Genomic DNA, 20,694 nt, shown 5'->3' on the forward strand with positions numbered 1-20,694 from the left:
TTATTTAATTCCCAATGCAATCCGCGCATAGCGGCTCATCTTCTCAACCGTCCAAGCTGGATACCAGACCAATTTCACATCGACCTTGGTCACTTCTTCCATTCCCGTTAAGGCATCATAAATCTGATCCGTCAGCAAGTCTGCTAATGGACAACCCATGGTGGTTAGGGTCATATCGATTTCTGTTTCACCGGTTTCACCATCAAACCGAATTTCGTAGACCAAACCAAGGTTGACAATATCAATACCTAATTCAGGATCGATGACCTGCTCTAGATTTTCAAGAATACGGTTTTTAATTTGTTCGATTTCTTCTGTCGTATAACTCATTCTTTACTCCTTCTTCACACGGTTCATCCCCATGAAGAATATTTTTATTTACAGCAAGCCCTAGATTCAAAGGGCGCTAGAAAAGGGCACCCGAACCTAGGTTGCTTTTCCATTTCTAGGCAACCGTTAAAAATGTCCACTGGACATTCCTCGCTTTTGAATTTCTTGGCTCGGGTTAAAAAGGTCCCCCGGACCAGCCTCGCTATTTAATTTCTTAGCTCGGGTTAAAAAGGTCCCCCGGACTTGGGTCGCTTTTATATTTCTAGGCGACCGTTAAAAATGTCCACTGGACATTCCTCGCTTTCGAATTTCTGGGCTCGGGTTAAAAAGATCCGCAGGATCTTTTTAATCCTCTATAAAGTCACGTAATGGTTTGCTTCTGCTTGGGTGGCGGAGTTTGCGGAGGGCTTTGGCTTCGATCTGACGGATCCGTTCACGGGTCACGTTGAAGACTTTCCCCACATCTTCCAAGGTCCGCATTTTTCCATCATCCAAACCGAAGCGGAGACGAAGCACGTTTTCTTCCCGATCTGTCAGAGTATCGAGGACTTCATCCAATTGTTCACGTAGAACCACACGAGTGGTGTAGTCTACTGGATTTTCAATCACTTCGTCTTCGATGAAATCTCCCAAATGGCTATCGTCTTCTTCCCCGATTGGCGTTTCCAAAGAAACAGGCTCTTGGGCAATTTTCAAGATTTCACGCACCTTATCTGGCGTCATATCCATGCGTTCAGCGATTTGTTCTGGTGTTGGATCTTGTCCCAATTCTTGCAAGAGATTGCGTTGCTCACGAACCAACTTGTTAATAGTTTCCACCATGTGGACAGGGATCCGAATGGTACGGGCTTGGTCTGCAATGGCACGCGTGATAGCCTGACGAATCCACCAAGTCGCATAAGTAGAGAACTTGAACCCTTTGGTATAGTCAAACTTATCAACGGCCTTCATCAAGCCCATATTTCCTTCTTGGATCAAATCCAAGAATTGCATCCCACGACCAACATAGCGCTTCGCAATAGAAACAACCAAACGAAGGTTGGCTTCTGCCAGACGTTGCTTGGCTTCCAAATCACCTTGTTCCACCAAGATGGCCAATTCTTGTTCTTCCTCATTGGTCAAAAGAGGAACGACCCCAATTTCTTTCAAGTACATCCGTACTGGGTCATTGACTTTAGCAGAGTTGCTTCCAAGCAATTCCTCATCCGTCAACTCTGGTTCTTCCTCTTCGTTGTTCAAGACACGCGCGCTTGGATTTCCTTCCTTATCTGTGATGGAAATTCCAGCATCTTGAATCCTTTGCAACAAATCATCAATCCCATCGGCATCCAAGGTAAAAGGAATGACCAATTGATCATTGATTTCATCATCTGTTGCAGTACCACTTTTCTTATGACTACGAATAAACTCTGCAATTTGGACATCTAAAGTTGTGATATCTTTTTGTTCTTTCGCCATTCCTACTCCATTCTTCTTTTTTGAGCGATTAGTCGCTCGAGTTCCAATAAAGCCTGATCCGCATCTCCACTGTGAGAGGCTTCTCGGACTTTTTTTCCTATTTGTTGACTTTCTTTACGGAGAAGCTCACGATTTCTCGTTTCTTCCACTTCTTCCAGCTCATTATCCGCTATTTCATCCGGTAAATTTTCTTCTAGCATCAGATACCAGGCCCGTTGGACTTCCTCTGTCTGCTCTGACAAATCCTGCGAGGTCACTTCTCCATTTTGGCAAAGAAGTTGGTACAAGGTTTGCAAGGCAGGGGTATCAAATGAAAAATCTGTCCGAAGACGATATTCATTCAAAACATAAGGAAAAGCATTCATCCGATGAAGAAGATGATTCTCAGCCCGAACCAGGCGAGGCAGCTGCTTCTGTACAATAGTTGGACTAGCAACTGGAGCCTGTGTCTGAATTGGCCCTTGAGCCTGACGCTGACTCCGCATCTGAAGACGACTAGCATTAACCGTTTGTTCAACCTGCAAATAATCAAAGTCAACCAAGAGATCGGCTAATTTATAAATGTAGGTATTTTGTGCCGTTACAGATGGAGTCTGAGCAATTAAAGGAGCCATTTTTTCAACAAATTCAATTTGCGCCTGCAAATTTTCAATATTGTCTGGCTTCCAATAATCCATGAGAAATTCTATGCGACTAAGACGCGTTTTTTCCAATAGGTCTGCTAAAGCTTGCGGTGAATTCTTTTTGAGATACTCATCAGGGTCCATCTGATCAGGAATTTGGACAACCTCTACCTCCTGTTTATCTAAAACCTCTAAAGCCTTAGCTGTTGCCAGCCTTCCCGCCTTATCCCCATCATAGGCCAAGATAACCTTTTTGGTAAATTTGCTTAGATGGGCTACATGTTCACGGGTCAGAGCGGTTCCCATGGAAGCAACCGCATTCTCTATCCCAGCTCGGTAGGCTGCGATGACATCCATGAATCCTTCCATCAGGTAAAGTTCATGGTTCTTCTTCGCAACCTGCTTGGCCTTATCCAAATGGTACAACTCATAACTCTTGTTAAAGAGGAGCGTACTACGGCTATTCTTATATTTCCCCTGAGGCTTTGTCCCTTCAGCTTGTTCACGCCAAAGTCGACCAGAAAAAGCAATGACTCGGCCAGTATCGTCCGATAAGGGAAACATAATGCGATCTTGAAAAGCATCATACATAGTTCCCATATCACTAATATGAAAGAGACCCGACTCGGCCATAATAGTTTCTGAAAACTTTCCAGAAACACTCTGATACAGATAATTCCCTTCTGCTGGTGCTAGGCCTATTTGAAAATGCCGAAGCACCTCATCATCAAGCCCTCGATCATAAAGGTATTGCCGAGCATCTTCTCCCATCTTTGTCGTCATCAGGATGGCATGATAGAATTTGGCAGCCTCTTGATGAATCTCATAAAAGGGTTGTTTCCCATCTGCTTGTTGTGCCCTGGACTGGGATGGAGCAAGAGTTTGCACCTGAATGCCCACCTGATCTCCAACAATTTGAACAGCTTCCATGAAGGAGACACCTCGATAGTCTTCGATAAATTTAAAAACATCGCCTGATTTGCCACAACCAAAACAATGATAGAATTGTTTATCCTCGACCACATTAAAAGAAGGCGTCTTTTCACCATGAAAAGGGCAGAGACCTAAATAGTTTCGTCCTGCCTTTGTCAATTGAACGACTTCTCCGATTACATCTACAATATTCACACTGTTTTTTATTTCTGAAATCAGTTGTTTGTCAACCATAAACAGTGCCTCCATTTTACCATAGAATATCATTAACTATTTTAAACTAATTTTTGTCAATTGTAAATCATTCAGGTTGATTTTCATCTTATTTTTCCAAATCTTTCCATACTTTCTAGCATCAACAGTTTGCTTAAATCAACTTTTTTAAAAAATTTGAGCATAATCATTGAATTCGACAAACTTTTTGGTTATACTATGGTCTGTAAAAAAATTATTATGAAAGGACATATTTAGGATATGTTAAAAGAATTGAAAGCTTTTCTCCTTCGTGGGAACGTTGTTGACCTTGCTGTTGCTGTGATTATTGGGGCTGCATTTGGAGCTATCGTTACTTCATTTGTAAACGACATCATCACTCCACTTATTTTGAACCCAGCTTTGAAAGCTGCTGGTGTTGAAAAAATTGCTGAATTGACATGGAACGGTGTTGCATACGGTAGCTTCTTGAGCGCTGTAATCAACTTCCTTGTTATCGGTACTGTTCTTTTCTTCGTAGTGAAAGCTGCTAAGAAAGCTCAAAACCTTGGTAAAAAAGAAGAAGCTGCTGAAGAAGAAGCTGCTGCTCCTACTCAAGAAGAGTTGCTTGCTGAAATCCGCGACTTGCTTGCAAACAAATAATCAGATAAAAAGATCCGATCTTCTAGCTAGAAGGTCGGCTTTTTTGTCTTCAATTTTTCTAGAGAAACAAAAAACAGACCGAAGTCTGTTCTTGTATTCAATTAGAATTTTTTACGTTTACGAGCTGCTTCTGATTTACGTTTACGTTTTACAGAAGGTTTTTCATAGAATTCACGTTTGCGTGTTTCTTGAAGAGTACCAGCTTTAGTAACCGCGCGTTTGAAACGACGAAGAGCATCGTCAAGAGATTCATTCTTACGTACTACTGTTTTTGACATGTTTTTCACTCCCTTCAAGTTCAAGATCTATTCTATTCTACACGGAATTCTACAGATTGTCAAGAAAAAGTTAAAGGAATTCACCTCTTGTCACTAGCTAAACGTTTATCAGAACTGTTCAAGGATTCATTCTTTCCAGAATTCCTTTCATTCATAAGAATCATAAAGGTTTGATACTACTTGTTCGAATGCTTCTACTTCCTCCCAATAATTCGTTGGGAGATTGCTTATTTCACTTAGATCATTCTCATCAAAATAATAGACCAGATGACGCAAAATTTGAGTTTCTATCCAGCGCAAATCCCTTAATTGCTCGATACTAACTGATTCCAATCCTACTAGATACTGACAAAGAGCAGCCAGTGACTCCGAATGAAACACTTTCTTTTCATGCAAATAATACAGAAAACTAAAATGATCAGCTCTTCTATTAGCTTCTATTAAATTCTTTTCTTTCATCCCAACTCCTTTTTATATAAACTGTTTACTCAACAAAAGATAAAAACACTTTTCGTAATGCCTACGAAAAGTGTTCTGATCTTACATATAAAGGAAGCTAAAGAGGGCAATGGCAACGATTGCAGCCAAGATTGGTGCTACAACTGGTACCCAAGCGTACCACCATTTTGAATCTCCCTTGTGTTCACCTAAGACAGATTTTGGAAGGAAGGCGTGAACCAAACGTGGACCAAGGTCACGTGCAGGGTTCAAACCAGGTCCTGTAGGACCACCAAGTGATGTCACCAAAGCCATAACGAGGAATCCAAGTGCCAAGTGAGCAACACCTAGACCAGGAGCATGTGCTTGTGACAAAGCCAATTTTGCAGCTGTTGAAGAAGCATCAAAAATCCCTCCCTGCTCAGTTGCTGCTTTTTGAGCTAGACCAGCAACCTCAGCGCCGAAGAAGTGTTTTGTCAAGGCAAGTGCACCAAAGAAAAGGACGAATGATCCTGCAAACTCGTTGATGAAACCATTGATGGTTGCAGCCTTACGTGATTCAGGAGTTCCTTTATCCAAGCTAGAAATCGTTGAGAATGTTCCCAAGATATTGTTTGGATTCTCCGTTTGAAGGTAGTAAGGACGGTGAGTCGCAACGACAACCAATTGCCCAAACATCGCCCCAAGAAGTTGAGCAACGATGTAGTATAAAACATTTTCCCAAGGGAAGAGTCCGCTAACTGCAAGACCAATCGTAAAGGCAGGGTTGATATGGTTACCAGAAACGTTACCAAACATCAAGGCTGGCATCATAACACCTATTCCGTAGCCAATCGCAATCACGAGCCATCCACTTTGATGCCCCTTGGTACCCATCAATTCAACGTTTGCAACGGCACCATTTCCTAAAATAATCAATAACGCTGTTGCAATAAATTCGGTCGCAACTTTAACCCAAAAATCAAATTGCATTTTTGAATAATCTCCTTATAAATAAAAATAATAATAATTTATTCTATCAGATTATCGAACACTTGTAAATAAACCGAACATTATTTTTAAAAAATATATCTCAATCCCTTGATTCATCCTTTTTAATACTTGTACTCTCCTCCACTTTCTATTTAACTCCGAATTATGATACAATAGGATTAGTTACACATCACAAAGGAGATCTCATGTCTGAAATCTATGACATTACTATTATCGGTGGAGGCCCTGTCGGGCTCTTTGCTGCCTTCTATGGCCATATGCGTCAAGTAAAAGTGAAATTGATTGATTCCCTTCCTCAACTAGGTGGTCAACCTGCTATTCTCTATCCTGAAAAGCGAATCTTGGATGTCCCTGGTTTTACCAACCTAACAGGGGAAGAATTGTCCCAACGGTTGATCGATCAATTAAACACTTTCGAGACCGACATTTGCTTGAATGAAACTGTTTTAGACATTCATAAAAGCGGAGATCACTTCCTGATTGAAACCAATAAAGGCCAGCATTTCAGTCGTGCTGTTATTATTGCGATGGGCGGTGGTGCCTTTAAACCACGTCCTTTAGAAGTGGACGGGGCTGAGGAATTCGAGAACGTCCACTACCATGTTTCAAATATCCAACAATATGCCGGCAAACAAGTTGCTATTCTAGGCGGAGGAGATTCTGCTGTCGATTGGGCCCTGGCCTTTGAGAAAATCGCACCGACAACTCTGGTCCATCGTCGTGATAATTTCCGCGCTCTCGAACATAGCGTTGAAGAATTAAAGGCTTCTTCTGTCTCTATTCAAACTCCTCATGTTCCTAGCCGGTTAATCGGAGAAAACGGCCGTGCCAGCCATCTAGAAATCACCAAGGTCAAATCAGATGAAACCCAATTAGTCCCTATCGATGAACTCTTTGTCAACTACGGCTTCAAATCCTCAGTCGGCAAATTAAAAGAATGGGGCTTGGATCTCCAACGTCATAAAATCCTCGTGAATCGCAAACAAGAAACCAGTCGCGAAGGAATCTACGCGTGTGGCGATTGTTGCTTCTACGAAGGGAAAATCGACTTAATCGCGATCGGATTAGGCGAGGCTCCGACTGCGGTAAATAATGCGATAAACTACATTTATCCAGACAAGAAAGTTCAACCAGTCCACTCGACTAGCTTATAAGAAAAAACCTTTGAATTAAATGATTCAAAGGATTTTTTTATAGTTCATCTAGTTCTTCTGCTATCTTATTGATTTTCCGCAAGCGATGATTGACACCACTTTTAGTTAAGGGCGTTTTCAAGGCATCCGCAATTTGCTGGATGGAATAGTCGGGATTCTGAATTCGAACATAAGCAACTTCCTGAAGCTCGACTGGAAGACCACCTAGACCAATGGTATCCATTATTTTAACGATATTATTAATCGTCTTCATACTAGCTGTGACCGTACGCGCGATATTAGCCATTTCAGCATTGTTGGCTCGATTGAGATCATTGCGCGCCTCTCGCATGACCTTGACAGACTCAAATTCTTCCAAGGCCTGCTTAGCTTCTACCAAGATGAGGAAATCAATGATATCCTCCGCCCGCTGCAAATAGGTAACGACTCCTTTTTTGCGTTCGATGGTCTTGGCATCTAACAAGAAGTGTTGCATTAGGTTGGCCAAGTCTTGGGCATGGTCAGAATAAACAGAGCTAATTTCTAATTGATAGCGTCCTGATTCCGGGTCCTTGATGGTCCCACTTGCTAAGAAAGCTCCTCTCAGATAAGCCCGACTTGCTTCATCTTCTTCTAAGATTCTCGGGTCAATCCCAGTCTCAATCCCAAAGAAAGAATCAGCCAAATGCAGGTCTGCAAGAATCTCTTCGACTTTTTCATCAATAGAAACAGTATAGACGCGATTCTTTTTCAAATTGGTTTTTTGGTGGTGACGAATGTCTGATTTGACCTGATAAAACTCTACAATTAATTCATAGATATGGCGGGCAATCTTAGCATTCTCCGTTGTCAGAGACAAACTTAATCCCCCCATACTCAAGCCCAAACTACCTGACATCTTAATCAGAGCAGATAACTCACTTTTCTCAAAGCGGTGACGGGTCAAGAGCTCTTCTTTTACTTTAATGGTAAAACTCATTTAATCACCTGTACAATTTGCATCAGTTCATCCACAACAGCTTCCCCATCATGGAAGGCTCCGCCATTTTCCAAGCGAAGGAAATTGCTTGAAATAACTCGGGGCACCTGAGCTTTTAAACCTGCAAAATCGTGTTCCACTTGAACCAGATATTCATCAAAGCGATTCGTGTTCATGTATTCTTGAGGGACTTTTTCAATATTGACCAAAACAGTATCAATAAAAGGCTTCTTCAAGTGTTTATGAAGGACGGATACATGGTCACTGTCAGTGAAGTGTTCTGTCTCCCCACGTTGGGTCATGATGTTGCAGACATAAGCAACCTCTGCTTTTGTCTCAAGCAAGGCTTGTCCAATTTCTTCAATCACTAGGTTAGGAAGGATTGATGTAAAGAGAGAACCCGGTCCTAAAATAACCATATCACTTTCTAAAATCGCATCTACTACTTTTCGACTCGCTTTCGGCGTCTCATCATTATAGGTATTGGTGACATAAACATAATCAATCATGCCCTCATGATGGGCGATTTCACTCTCACCAGCGACCTCTGACCCATCCATAAAGACGGCATGCAGGGTCAATGGTGTATCGCTGGAAGGATAGATTTTTCCTGTCGTATGGAAAAATTTAGTCAGCAATTGCATGGCATTATAGGTCGAGCCCTGCATTTCAGAAATCCCAGCAATAATCAAATTCCCCAGAGGATGACCAGCTAGTGGCCCATCGTCTTCCGCAAAACGATATTGAAAGACTTTTTCATAAAAGCGAGGCATGTCAGACATGGCTACTAGCACATTTCGCAAGTCGCCTGGCGGGGTCAATTGATGAATATTTTTTCGAAGTTCCCCAGAACTACCCCCATCATCCGCCACTGTCACAATAGCCGTAATCTCAACATCCTTTTTCCGAAGGCTATCCAAGATGACGGAAATCCCTGTACCGCCTCCAATGACGGTCATTTTTGGTTTTCTCATGAACGATTCACCGTTTCTTTCCGTCGGTCTTTGTCGCGATGACTCATATTAACTGTCCAATCATTCGATAGATCCCGTCCAAGACGTGCTGCAAAGGCTACTGAACGGTGTTGGCCACCTGTGCAACCAACTGCAATCGTCAATACGGATTTGCCTTCTCGTTTGTATGCTGGCAAGATGGGAGCAATCAACTCGTGAAGATGACGATAAAACTCCTCTGATTCTTTATGATCCATGACATAGTTATAGACATCATCATCTAGCCCCGTTTGATTCCGTAGCGATGGTTGGTAATAAGGATTCGGTAGGAAACGAACATCAAAGACCAGGTCCGCATCTAAAGGCAAACCATACTTAAAACCAAAGGACATGACTTCAATCCGAAACTCAGGCTGACTATCTTGTCTAGAGAACTGTTCAGCAATCACTTTACGAAGATTACGCGGAGTTAATTCCGTCGTATCAATGACATTTTGGCTCATGTTTTTTAGCGGAGCCAAAAGTTCCCGTTCCAACGTAATCCCATCCAAGACACGCCCATCAGCTGCGAGTGGGTGACTCCGACGAGTCTCTTTATAGCGCGCAACCAATTCACTATCGGTCGCATCCAAAAAGAGAATTTTAAAATCAATTCCTTCGTGGTTCTCTAATTCGTCCAAAATGGAGCGAATTTCTGCGAAGAAAGACCGGCTCCGCATATCCACAACGAGAGCCAACTTATTGTTGTCCATCGACAATTGAATCAGCTCAATAAATTTCGGCAAGAGAGCTGGTGGCATATTGTCGATGGTGAAATAGCCCATATCTTCAAAGGATTGAATGGCTACAGTCTTTCCTGCACCACTCATTCCTGTCACAATGACCAGTTGAATTGTTTTTTCTGTATCTGTCATCCTAATCACCTTTTCCTTACAAAAAAGGAGGAGACCATCATCTTTCCAGTTGGTCAGTCGATGGCTCTCACTCCAGCATTCTTATTTCCCGAATGCATTCCTCTATTCAGACTATACTTCTGCAATGACTTCAATTTCAACTTTGACGTCGCGTGGCAAGCGAGCCACTTCTACTGCAGAACGTGCTGGAAATTCACTTGAAAATGCTGTTTTGTAGACCTCGTTAAAAGGTACAAAATCATTCATATCACTTAAGAAACAGGTTGTTTTAACTACGTGATCAAAGTCCGTTCCAGCTTCCTCAAGGATAGCAGCAATATTCTTCAATACTTGTTGGGTTTGTTCTTGGATGGTTTCTCCAACAATTTCACCTGTTTCTGGTGAAAGCGGAACTTGCCCACTTGCAAATAAGAGATTGCCCACAATTTTTCCTTGAACATAAGGTCCAATTGCTGCTGGTGCTTTGTCTGTGTGAATTGTTTTTGCCATTTTCTTCTCCTGATTCCTAATTTTCACTGGATGTTGCTAATTTTTCCCGTTCTAACCGTAACTTACGATTGGGATTCAGCTTATTAAAGAGTTCTTCCAATTTTTCTGCATTCCAAACGTCTGCAGCAGAGACAAAATTTCCGTCTTTATCACGAAAGGATATAGGTTTATCTCCCATCTTCTTCTCCTCTTTACATCTAACTAGTCAACAAATTCAAATTCAAATTTACCGATTCGTACGATATCTCCGTCTTTGGCTCCACGCGCGCGGAGAGCTTCATCGACACCCATTCCACGCAATTGACGAGCAAATTTCATGACAGACTCGTCGCGATCAAAATTGGTCATATTGAAGAGCTTCTCTAGCTTATCACCAGACAAGATCCAAGAAGCATCATCATCGCGATTGATCTCGAAGGCTGGTTGATCCTCATCAAAGCCATAGTAGACTTCTTCTTGTGCCATATCTTCTTCCGTATAGAGCAAGAATTCTGGTGTTTTGTCTAACAAGTCTGCTGTTGCTTCTAACAAGTTGTCCAAACCTTGATGCGCCAAACTAGAGATTGGGAAGATCTGTGGTAATTCATCAAACTCGTCGTAATTGGCGGCCAATTTTTTCTTGAACTCTTTCAAATTTTCCTGGCTCTCTGGCATATCCATCTTATTCGCCACGATAATCTGAGGACGTTCCATCAAGCGAAGATTATAGGTTTCAAGCTCTTTATTGATTTGAACATAATCTTCATAAGGATCACGTCCTTCACTGGCTGACATATCGATGACATGCAAGATGACACGGGTGCGCTCGATGTGACGAAGGAACTGAGTCCCCAGTCCGACCCCTTGGCTAGCCCCTTCAATCAATCCAGGAAGGTCTGCTACTGCAAAGGATTCACCTGACGGCGTCCGAACCATGCCCAAGTTTGGAACGATGGTTGTAAAATGATAGGCCCCAATTTTTGGTTTGGCAGAAGTAATGACACTAAGAAGAGTTGATTTCCCTACTGATGGGAAGCCAACCAGACCAACGTCTGCCAAGACTTTGAGTTCTAATTCGAGTTCGCGTTCCTGACCCGGTTCCCCATTTTCTGAAATCTCAGGTGCTGGATTTTTAGGAGTGGCAAAACGGATATTCCCGCGCCCTCCACGTCCTCCATGGGCAACAATGTACTCTTGCCCATTTTCAACCAAGTCGGTAATGACCTTACCAGTCTCAGCATCTCGGACAGTCGTTCCTTGGGGCACTCGCACATAGAGATCTTCTGCTCCCCGTCCGTGCATCCCTTTGGTCATTCCTTTTTCCCCATTTTGGGCTTTGAAATGCCGGTTATAGCGGAAGTCCATCAATGTGCGCAAGCCTTCGTCTACAACGAAGATGACATTGCCTCCGCGTCCACCATCACCACCCCAAGGGCCGCCATTGGGAACATACTTTTCACGGCGAAAGGCCACCATGCCATCGCCGCCATTTCCAGCCTTGACCTTAATCTTGGCTGTATCTAAAAACATACTCATAGTTTATCGTTTTCCTTTTATAACCAAGTGTTGCTTGGTAGTCCCTTAGTAGGATAGTGCACCCAAAGCTGCAGCAAAGATTGCTCCAACCGTTACAATCAACATAATTACAATGACCAGCATAGTCAATTTTTCAAAGAAAGTTTTTTTGCGTTTTCCGTTGTCTCCAAAAGCCACGTTTTTTACCTCAATTACAATAAATTCATTAGCCCTATTTTACCATGAATAAGGGCATTTTTCAAACATCCACCTCTAGACGTAAGGGTAGCTTTGGAGGAAATAAATTTTTCAACCTCCACACTTGTTCAAATCCCTTTTCATCTAACTAACAAAAAAGACTGGAAAATTCCAGCCTTTTAATAACGAATATTATTTGGTTAGCTTCTTAGAGCGTAACACAGTATAGCCAACCGCACAACCCAAGATACCAACCAGGATAATCACAGGCGTCATCTTTTCACCCGTACGAGGAAGGACTTTTTTCTTCCCAGTTTTTGGAATATCATTGCTTTCTGTTGTTGTCGGATCGGAAGGTTTTGATGTCGTTGTTGTCTTAGATGAACTTGATGAAGAACTAGAACTTGATGAAGAGGATGAGCTCGATGAAGAACTAGAACTTGATGAAGAGGATGAGCTCGATGAAGAACTAGAACTTGAAGTCGGTGGCGTTTGTTCTTTCTCACCCAATCCTTCTCCAGAACCTGATTCCAATCTTACTTCTCGTGTTAAGCTACGTGGCTCTGGGAAATTGGTTGCTTTCCATGTTAAGGTGTTATGAACGAGATCACCAACTTTTGTACCAGGAGCTACTTTAGTAGAGTATTCGATGTACATTGGCCAATTGTAGTTATCTCCAAAGTCAATTGTAAATCCTGTAATCTGACCAGCTTCATTCTTGTCGAAGACAGCTTTTTTACTGAAATTGTCTAAAACTGGCAGACTTAAAATATGGGCTTCATTTCTAATGCCACCTTCTACTGGACTAAAGCGAACCGCACGGAAACTGCCTTCTACCAGTGTCAAACCATCTCCAAATTGATCCTTAATGACCATGCCACGAAGGATATCTTGACGAGCATTTAAGATAATCCGCCATTTTACAATCGTTGGATCTGTTTGGTCTTGGTAGCCATATTTCATTTCATAGTCACCAGCTTGACCATCCGTTTTTTCGTAGTTTAATGAAAAATCTGTATTGCCAATTTTAAAGGTCAGTGGGGATGTTTTTGTAACAACCTCTGGATCCACTTTCACATCAAAACGCAAAACTACGCGTTTATTGAGTGGGTGGGAAGCAAAGTAATCGTTAAAAGTAACGGTTACGGTCTTGTTTGCTGTATTGACAACAGCTTTTCCGACTGTCTGACCATTTGTTTGACCTTCTTCAACCACATCAAATTCGAGAGCTGTATAGAAGGTTAATTCTTTCGGCAAAGCCAAGGTCAGGGTGTCACCTGCTTGAATGGCTTGTGTATCTGGAAAGGCTACATTGATGGTAGCAGACAATTTTTCGTTTGTTAAGACTGTGGTTCCACTGGTTACTGCTTGATTGTCCTTGGTCAGACTAGCTGTTTGCGTATAAGACAGGACTTCTGACGCTTGAATGGTTTGAACAAAGGCATTCGAAAAGAGGACTGTAGCAACAAGGGCTATGGACCACATGATTCGACGTAAATATTTCATATTGACCTCCTCAACTCTCGCTTGGAGAGTTCACTTCTTTATTTAATCTTTAAGACCAATTTCATCTTTGACTACAGCAGCAATTGTATCCACATAGTAATCCACTTCTTCATCAGTCGGAGCTTCTGCCATGACACGAAGAAGAGGTTCGGTACCACTTGGACGCACTAAGATGCGACCATTTCCAGCCATTTCAGCTTCCATCTTTTCAATAATTGCACGAATAGCAGGTACTTCCATAGCCTTGTCTTTCATGCTGTTTTCAACACGAATATTGACCAATTTTTGAGGATAGATGGTAACTTCTGATGCAAGGTCTGATAATGTACGACCAGTTTCTTGCATAATCTTGGTCAATTGAACGGCACTCATCTGACCATCTCCAGTGGTATTGTAGTCCATGACAATCACGTGACCAGACTGTTCACCACCTAGATTGTAACCAGACTTCCGCATCTCTTCAACTACATAGCGGTCTCCGACAGCAGTCACAACCTTGTTAATACCCTTGGCATCCAAAGCCTTATGGAAGCCTAAATTAGACATGACGGTCGTTACGATGGTGTTATCTTTTAAGAGGCCCTTCTCAGAAAGGTAGGTCCCAATGATGTACATGATTTTATCACCATCAACTAGGTCCCCATTTTCATCAACTGCAATCAAACGGTCACTATCACCATCAAAAGCCAAACCAATAGCCGCACCAGATTCTCGGACAGCCTCTTGCAAAGCCTCAGGATGGGTCGATCCTACTTGGTCATTGATATTAAGACCATTTGGGCTTTCTCCAATAACTGTCAAACGTGCTCCTAGGTCAGCAAAGACTTGACGGGCGCTTGTAGATGCAGAACCATTCGCAGCATCTAGAGCCACGTGCATTCCTTCAAGCTGGGTTCCAGTTGAAACTAAGTATTCTTGATACTTACGAAGTCCTTCAGGATAGTCCATCACAGTTCCAAGACCTTCTGCACTAGGACGAGGAAGAGTATCAGACTCCGCATCCAATAAAGCTTCAATCTCTAATTCACGGTCATCATCCAGTTTATAGCCGTCATTCCCGAAGAATTTAATCCCGTTGTCTAAAGCTGGATTGTGGCTGGCAGAAATCATGACCCCAGCACTTGCCCCTTCAGAACGAACCAAATAAGCTACACCTGGTGTCGCAATCACACCGAGTTTGTATACTTTAATCCCTACAGATAAGAGACCCGCAACAAGCGCACTTTCCAACATTTCACCAGAAATACGAGTGTCTCGTCCTACGAAAACAAGTGGCGTTTCTTTTTCATGTTGACTGAGGACATACCCTCCGTATCGACCGAGCTTAAAGGCCAACTCTGGTGTCAATTCGACGTTTGCTTCTCCACGGACTCCGTCCGTTCCAAAATATTTACCCATTATGATAATCCTTTCGATGAATCTTTATTAATTGCTATTATTTGATGAGGAACTGGATGACGACGAGCTAGAACCTGTCTGTTTCAACTCAACCTTCATGTATAGTTCTGATGGAGAGATGATGACTGGTAAATCATTTCCCTCGCTATCGACTGCCTTCAAGGAGACGGTTGCCGTGTAGGTATTGTTCAAAAGATCTCCTTCAGGGAAGATGGCTTCCACATGATCAATTTTGGCTAAAGTATCCTGGTCGCTAGTGACAGAGACCTTATCTTCAGAAAAAGTAACATGTGAGAGACTCCAACCTGGGGCAATTTGTTTGTCTGGTATCGTGACGGAAACATCAAACTTTTTCGTCTTTTTCTTACCAATTTTTGCAGTGACCTTTTGTGGCTCGATGGTAGCAGTCAAACCGGAAGGTAAGTTTTCCACCTTTAAGGCGATTTCATGCTGACCCTCTTTCAAATTGCTCAGATCGGCTACCACTTTAAATTTACGAGTACTAGCCTGCATTTCTGATGCTAAGGCGACACGATTGGACCCTTTCAGAAAGACGGTCACTTCTGAGCTAATCCCACTGACAAAATATTTACTATCGTTGTATTTTACATCAATCGGAATATTGGTAAGAGTATTGGTATAAGTTTCAGAGCTCACTTGGCGTGCACTACTGTTATTCTGGAAATTAACAGAGGTTGCATTGATGAATAAGAGACTTGAGAAAAAGACTGAGGTCACAATGTAGGCAATTTTTCTTTTTGGAATCATTTAATACGTCCTCCAAAAATTCTTGATTTCAAATCTTTTTTCCCTTGATCTTCTGGAATAATGAAGGAACGCAACTCTTGTTCGAATTCTTCGATACTAAGATCGTGTCTAAAGCTCCCATTTCTCGTGATAGAAATCCCACCCGTTTCTTCCGAAACAACAAAAGTGAAGGCATCACTTACCTCAGACAAGCCAATTGCTGCCCGGTGCCGTGTACCGAACTCTTTTGAAATTCCCGTGCTTTCTGTTAAGGGAAGATAGGCACAAGATACAGCAATTTTATCATTGGTGACAATCACAGCCCCATCATGAAGTGGGGTGTTGGGGATAAAAATATTGATCAGTAGTTCACCTGACACATCTGCATCAAGTGGAATACCTGTGGATATGTATTCTTGAAGGGTTCTACTTCCTTGTATCGCAACCAAGGCACCAATCTTCCGAGGGCTCATATAGGCAACTGCTTTTACATAAGATTGAACCAATTTTTCTTCTGTACTAATCTGGTTGGTCGAGAAAAATTCAGTGGCTCGACCTAATCGTTCTAATCCCGTCCGAATTTCCGGAGAGAAAATCACTACCGCAGCAATGACCCCGTAGGTGATAATTTGGTTGATTAACCAAGAAATGGTCGTTAAACCAATCATATTAGCAATTAACTCAAATAAGAAAAAGGTCAAGACACCACGCACCAAAATCATAATTTTAGTGCCGACAATGGCTTTGATAAAATAATACAGTAACCAAGCCACTAGGGCAATGTCAATAAGGTTGACAACCACACTCCAGGGAGTGGGAAATAAACTAGCCCAATACTGGGGATTTGACAGTTGTTGGATGTTCACAATCTCATACCTACCACTTCTCTTCTAGGCTTATCGAACGGCTAACAAATTGTAGAATCTTACTAGCAACAGCAAGGCTTCTATCAAAAGGATAGCGCGTTCAAACCACTCTACATCATTATATCATGTTTCAACAGATTTTTCTGTAACCTTCTGTTGGTTTTTGTGATAAAATATGAATTATGAAGATTAAGACTAGTATGGGGCTTATTGCCGGAAAAATGAGTAGTCACCTCTTGCGTATGCTTGGACGTGGCTCTACCCTTCCTGGAAAAATTGCCCTTCAAATTGATAAAGATATTTTACAACACCTGGCCCAGAACTACGAAATTGTAGTCATCACTGGTACGAATGGGAAAACACTAACAACGGCTCTCACTGTTGGCATTCTTCAGGAGGCTTTTGGACCTATCGTGACCAATCCTAGTGGTGCCAATATGATTTCAGGGATTACGACTACTTTCTTGAACGCAAAAGGTTCTTCTGGTCGTCCGATTGCTGTTCTTGAAATTGACGAAGCCAGCCTGTCTCGGATTTGTGACTACATCACACCGACCTTGTTTGTGATCACCAATATTTTCCGCGATCAAATGGACCGCTACGGAGAAATCTACACGACTTATCGGATGATCTTGGATGGGATTAAAAAAGCGCCACAGGCAACTGTTCTGATGAATGGGGATAGTCCTCTTTTCCATACCCTTCCTCTACCAAATCCCGTTCAATATTTTGGCTTTGATACGGAAAAAACTGCTCCACAGCTCGCTCATTACAATACAGAAGGAATCGTCTGCCCAGAATGTCATGGCATCTTGACCTACCAGTTGAATACCTATGCAAATCTGGGGGATTACATTTGTGAAAGTTGTGGTTTCCACCGTCCTCCTTTAACGGTTGCTGTCGATGAATTGACCGAGCTGACCAATACTTCTTCTCAATTTAAGATCAACGGCACAAACTACCACATCAATATCGGGGGCCTCTATAATATTTACAACGCCCTCGCTGCAGTTGCGGTGGCCCATTATTTTGATGTCAGCCCAGACGTCATTAAGCGTGGTTTCGATAAGAGTAAGGCTGTCTTTGGTCGTCAGGAAACCTTTAAGATTGGGGATAAAGAATGTACCTTAGTCCTGATCAAAAATCCGGTTGGAGCTACTCAGGCTATTGAAATGATCAAACTAGCGCCGTATCCCTTCAGCTTGTCTGTTCTTCTCAACGCCAACTATGCTGATGGGATCGATACCAGCTGGATCTGGGATGCGGACTTTGAGCAAATCACCCTGATGGACATCCCAGAAATCAATGCTGGTGGGGTGCGACACTCAGAAATTGCTCGGCGACTTCGGGTCACTGGCTATCCGGCTGATCGGATTACTGAAAATGCAAAATTAGAGGATGTCTTTACCCAGATTAAAGGACAGGCTACTCCTCACGCCTATATTTTAGCCACCTATACAGCCATGCTAGAATTCCGTGAATTGCTAGCTCAAGAACACCTGATTGAAAAGGAGCTGAATTAATGACGTATACTTCACTACAATCCCCTGATCAGGAAAACTACCAATACGAATTGAGAATTGCCCATCTTTATGGGAATCTGATGAATACATATGGAGATAATGGCAATATCCTCATGCTCAAGTACGTTGCGGAAAAGCTTGGTGCCCATGTCACTGTTGATATCGTCTCTCTCAAAGATCGGTTTGACCCTGATGCCTACGATATCGCCTTTTTCGGCGGCGGGCAAGACTACGAGCAGACCATTGTATCTGAGGACCTACCAGATAAAAAAGAAGACCTCGAACGCTTTATTCATGACGATGGGGTAGTCCTTGCTATCTGTGGTGGCTTTCAGCTTCTAGGCCAATACTACATTGAAGCTTCTGGCAAGCGCATTGAGGGACTTGGTATTATGGGACACTATACCCTTAACCAAGAAAACAATCGCTACATTGGCGACATCAAAATCCATAATGAAGAGTTCAACGAGACCTACTATGGTTTTGAAAACCACCAAGGTCGGACCTTCTTGGCGAAGGACGAAAAACCACTGGGCAAGGTCATCTATGGAAATGGGAACAACAAAGAAGATGGTTGCGAAGGGGTTCATTACAAGAATGTCTTTGGTAGTTACTTCCACGGTCCCATCTTATCTCGAAACGCCAATTTGGCCTATCGCTTGGTGACAACTGCTCTAAAGAAAAAATATGGACAAGACATCGTCTTAGCGACTTATGATGATATTTTAAGTCTAGAAAAAGCGGAAGAATACGCTGATGTGAAAAGTAAGGCTGAATTAGAAGAATAGGGAGACAAAATGAATAAACGAAAACTACAATATGTTGCACTACTGATTTCTGTACTGCTCATTGCGATTATTTCCTTGGCCAATATGCAAACGGTGACTGTGAACTTTTTGCTGGTCCAATTTAAACTCCCGCTCATCATTTTGATTCTGGTCTGTGTCCTTCTCGGTTCGCTGGTGACTTTCTTAGTCAGCCTTCCAAAAAATTTCTCATTAAAACATGAGTTAAAAGCCGCAAAGAAACAACTAGGACAAAAGATGTCCGGTGAAAAAGAAGAAAAAATCAAACAAATCGAAAACTAAAAAGCACCAATTGGTGCTTTTTTTGTTGTAGACAAACTGTTTTTCATAAAACAACCGAGGTGATGCCGAAAAAATAAAAGTAGATACTCAATTAGGCTTACTAAAAGTTATACTGAAACTTTCCGCTGTGAGAAAAGTGCCTGAAACACAATTGTTTCCGGCACTCGGGAGTTTTGGAACCTTAGGTCCAAAACTAAGTCATGGAACTTCTTCGAAGTTCGCTGACGCCCGTACTCACCTAAGGAAAGTTTCTAACATAACTTTGTCTTTAATCTGAAATCAATCGATGCTTTTTCATGCTGATATACCTTCTTTTGTTTGTAATTTCTTGGCGACTACTTGTGCTAAGAGTGAAAAGAGGATGACGCCAGCTCCTATCAGGAGAAAAGACTCTACACGGACGCTTGGCAACCAGGTCATCAAACCTTTAGCCACCGGCATAAAGAGAATGGCCAAGGTAAAAATGGTGCTTAAGACCCTGCCCAGATAGTCTCCTTCTACCTTGGTTTGAACCTGAGTAAAAAAGTGGATGTTAAAAATTGTCATAAAGAGTTCACAGACTAAATTTCCAGAAAAGGAAAAAAGAGGCGGAAGGGGCAAGCCCATCATGAAGACTCCTACTCCTGTTAAAATCAATAAGAAGAGAAGCATCTCCATGCTTGATTTAAATTTATTGGCGATCAAGGCTCCGATGATAGAGCCGATAGCCCCCAATGTTAAGATGGTCGCATAGGCTCCTTTGACCCCATAAAGGCGATTCGAAAAGGGAAGTAAAAACTCAAAAGCCGCAAAAAAGAAATTGACACTGGAAGCCACCAAGAGGAGAAAGAAAATCTCTTTCTGATGCCAGATGTAATCTAGTCCATTTTTCATATCCGAAAAAATATCTTTTCCCGTAAACTGTTTCTTTTCCTGAACCTTGGCTTCTTCTTTCGGAAGGAATGCCACTAGGACAAAAGCGATGAAAAAGGTCAGTGCATCCAGTAAGAGGGTCGCGTGGAGACTGGCAAATTGTAAAACAAGGAAAGAGAATACAGGTGAGCTGACACCGACCACTTGTAAGGTCAACTCCAAGTGGGCATTATAGGTCACAATCTCATCTTTCTCTACAACTTCTGTGATAATAGCTTTATTAGCAGTACGAGAAAATGCAAAGGCAATGGCCTGGACAATATTGGCAACAATCAGGGCTGCAATCATCCAACGATTATTCCTGATTAAGGAAATGCCCAAACAAAGGAGACCACAAACCAAGTCGGTCGTCATCAAAATCTTGCGACGGGAAAAACGGTCTGAGATCACGCCACCAAATGGATTGACTAGAATGGAGGTGACAAGTTCAGAAATCTGATAGATCCCCAACACTGTCTTTCCTACCGTCCCCATCGAGGCCAACCAAACACTGTTCCCATAGTCATAGAGCATATTTCCCATTCGATTGATTGCTCCACGAGCAATCAACTGGATAGTATGTCGATTCATAAAAAACCTCCTTCAT

General features: G+C 42.3%; 23 protein-coding genes. 5 read left to right on the top strand and 18 right to left on the bottom strand.

Going from position 1 to position 20,694, the window contains the following annotated elements:
* The 3 genes from I2C87_RS04785 to dnaG all read right to left on the bottom strand — a co-directional run bounded on the left by I2C87_RS04785 (position 1) and on the right by dnaG (position 3,578).
* On the bottom strand, positions 1–330 hold the full coding sequence (locus tag I2C87_RS04785; RefSeq protein WP_006596590.1) for a metal-sulfur cluster assembly factor: 330 nt from the start codon (positions 328–330) through the stop codon (positions 1–3).
* A gap of 345 nt (positions 331–675) precedes the next feature.
* On the bottom strand, positions 676–1,788 hold the full coding sequence (rpoD, locus tag I2C87_RS04790) for an RNA polymerase sigma factor RpoD (RefSeq protein ID WP_048689399.1): 1,113 nt from the start codon (positions 1,786–1,788) through the stop codon (positions 676–678).
* A 2-nt stretch (positions 1,789–1,790) separates the two neighbouring features.
* Complete coding sequence (gene dnaG, locus I2C87_RS04795) at positions 1,791–3,578, bottom strand: DNA primase (RefSeq protein WP_195324114.1); 1,788 nt, start codon at positions 3,576–3,578, stop codon at positions 1,791–1,793.
* Positions 3,579–3,818: 240 nt separating this feature from the next.
* Here dnaG and mscL point away from each other — a divergent pair, with 240 nt between their 5' ends.
* Positions 3,819–4,199, top strand: a complete 381-nt coding sequence (gene mscL / locus I2C87_RS04800; protein ID WP_195324115.1) for a large conductance mechanosensitive channel protein MscL — start codon at positions 3,819–3,821, stop codon at positions 4,197–4,199.
* A 101-nt stretch (positions 4,200–4,300) separates the two neighbouring features.
* Here mscL and rpsU read toward each other — a convergent pair whose 3' ends face one another.
* The 3 genes from rpsU to gla all read right to left on the bottom strand — a co-directional run bounded on the left by rpsU (position 4,301) and on the right by gla (position 5,887).
* Positions 4,301–4,477 carry a 30S ribosomal protein S21 gene (rpsU, locus tag I2C87_RS04805; protein ID WP_000048054.1) on the bottom strand — a complete coding sequence of 59 codons (177 nt, stop codon included), beginning with the start codon at positions 4,475–4,477 and terminating at the stop codon, positions 4,301–4,303.
* A 147-nt stretch (positions 4,478–4,624) separates the two neighbouring features.
* Positions 4,625–4,936 (bottom strand): hypothetical protein, encoded by a 312-nt coding sequence (locus tag I2C87_RS04810; RefSeq protein WP_195324116.1) that lies wholly within the window; start codon positions 4,934–4,936, stop codon positions 4,625–4,627.
* Positions 4,937–5,017: 81 nt separating this feature from the next.
* Complete coding sequence (gla, locus tag I2C87_RS04815) at positions 5,018–5,887, bottom strand: aquaglyceroporin Gla (protein ID WP_195324117.1); 870 nt, start codon at positions 5,885–5,887, stop codon at positions 5,018–5,020.
* Positions 5,888–6,093: 206 nt separating this feature from the next.
* On the opposite strand from gla, the gene I2C87_RS04820 reads away from it, so the two are divergent.
* Positions 6,094–7,062, top strand: coding sequence for an NAD(P)/FAD-dependent oxidoreductase (locus I2C87_RS04820; RefSeq protein ID WP_195324118.1), 969 nt, complete (start codon positions 6,094–6,096; stop codon positions 7,060–7,062).
* A 37-nt stretch (positions 7,063–7,099) separates the two neighbouring features.
* Here the strand turns inward: I2C87_RS04820 and whiA are convergent, their stop codons facing one another.
* From whiA to cdaA, 11 genes are all read right to left on the bottom strand, one after another.
* Positions 7,100–8,020, bottom strand: a complete 921-nt coding sequence (whiA, locus tag I2C87_RS04825) for a DNA-binding protein WhiA (protein WP_195324119.1) — start codon at positions 8,018–8,020, stop codon at positions 7,100–7,102.
* The gene (locus I2C87_RS04830; protein ID WP_195324120.1) at positions 8,017–8,994 is read right to left on the bottom strand and encodes a YvcK family protein; all 978 of its coding nucleotides are present in this window, start codon (positions 8,992–8,994) and stop codon (positions 8,017–8,019) included. The genes whiA and I2C87_RS04830 overlap by 4 nt, the downstream gene beginning before the upstream one ends.
* Positions 8,991–9,887: an RNase adapter RapZ gene (gene rapZ, locus I2C87_RS04835; protein ID WP_195324121.1), complete on the bottom strand. Its 897-nt coding sequence runs from the start codon at positions 9,885–9,887 to the stop codon at positions 8,991–8,993. Before rapZ ends, I2C87_RS04830 begins: the two co-directional genes overlap by 4 nt.
* Before the next feature lie 111 nt (positions 9,888–9,998).
* A complete protein-coding gene (locus I2C87_RS04840) occupies positions 9,999–10,376 on the bottom strand; it encodes a RidA family protein (protein WP_125335397.1) in 378 nt (125 codons plus the stop codon).
* Positions 10,377–10,392: 16 nt separating this feature from the next.
* A complete protein-coding gene (locus I2C87_RS04845; RefSeq protein ID WP_048717230.1) occupies positions 10,393–10,554 on the bottom strand; it encodes a hypothetical protein in 162 nt (53 codons plus the stop codon).
* Between the two features lie 23 nt (positions 10,555–10,577).
* Positions 10,578–11,891 carry a GTPase ObgE gene (gene obgE / locus I2C87_RS04850; protein WP_129268828.1) on the bottom strand — a complete coding sequence of 438 codons (1,314 nt, stop codon included), beginning with the start codon at positions 11,889–11,891 and terminating at the stop codon, positions 10,578–10,580.
* 45 nt (positions 11,892–11,936) lie between these two features.
* On the bottom strand, positions 11,937–12,068 hold the full coding sequence (locus I2C87_RS04855) for a DUF4044 domain-containing protein (RefSeq protein WP_006596603.1): 132 nt from the start codon (positions 12,066–12,068) through the stop codon (positions 11,937–11,939).
* A gap of 192 nt (positions 12,069–12,260) precedes the next feature.
* Positions 12,261–13,574 (bottom strand): Ig-like domain-containing protein, encoded by a 1,314-nt coding sequence (locus I2C87_RS04860; RefSeq protein WP_195324122.1) that lies wholly within the window; start codon positions 13,572–13,574, stop codon positions 12,261–12,263.
* A gap of 42 nt (positions 13,575–13,616) precedes the next feature.
* Entirely contained in the window at positions 13,617–14,972 is a 1,356-nt protein-coding gene (gene glmM / locus I2C87_RS04865) for a phosphoglucosamine mutase (RefSeq protein ID WP_195324123.1), read from the bottom strand.
* 27 nt (positions 14,973–14,999) lie between these two features.
* Positions 15,000–15,740: a YbbR-like domain-containing protein gene (locus I2C87_RS04870; protein WP_195324124.1), complete on the bottom strand. Its 741-nt coding sequence runs from the start codon at positions 15,738–15,740 to the stop codon at positions 15,000–15,002.
* A complete protein-coding gene (cdaA, locus tag I2C87_RS04875; RefSeq protein ID WP_048717224.1) occupies positions 15,737–16,585 on the bottom strand; it encodes a diadenylate cyclase CdaA in 849 nt (282 codons plus the stop codon). The genes I2C87_RS04870 and cdaA overlap by 4 nt, the downstream gene beginning before the upstream one ends.
* A 182-nt stretch (positions 16,586–16,767) precedes the next feature.
* Here cdaA and murT point away from each other — a divergent pair, with 182 nt between their 5' ends.
* Genes murT through I2C87_RS04890 form a run of 3 tightly spaced genes read left to right on the top strand, consistent with a single transcriptional unit; the run spans position 16,768 to position 19,196 of the window.
* A complete protein-coding gene (murT, locus tag I2C87_RS04880; RefSeq protein WP_195324125.1) occupies positions 16,768–18,108 on the top strand; it encodes a lipid II isoglutaminyl synthase subunit MurT in 1,341 nt (446 codons plus the stop codon).
* A complete protein-coding gene (gene gatD, locus I2C87_RS04885; RefSeq protein WP_195324126.1) occupies positions 18,108–18,896 on the top strand; it encodes a lipid II isoglutaminyl synthase subunit GatD in 789 nt (262 codons plus the stop codon). The genes murT and gatD overlap by 1 nt, the downstream gene beginning before the upstream one ends.
* Before the next feature lie 9 nt (positions 18,897–18,905).
* A complete protein-coding gene (locus tag I2C87_RS04890; RefSeq protein ID WP_048717218.1) occupies positions 18,906–19,196 on the top strand; it encodes a LapA family protein in 291 nt (96 codons plus the stop codon).
* Between the two features lie 294 nt (positions 19,197–19,490).
* Here I2C87_RS04890 and I2C87_RS04895 read toward each other — a convergent pair whose 3' ends face one another.
* Entirely contained in the window at positions 19,491–20,678 is a 1,188-nt protein-coding gene (locus I2C87_RS04895) for an MFS transporter (RefSeq protein WP_195324127.1), read from the bottom strand.
* Positions 20,679–20,694: the final 16 nt, after the last annotated feature.

This window comes from Streptococcus sp. 1001283B150225_161107_H12 (genome assembly GCF_015552665.1).
GTDB lineage: Bacteria > Bacillota > Bacilli > Lactobacillales > Streptococcaceae > Streptococcus.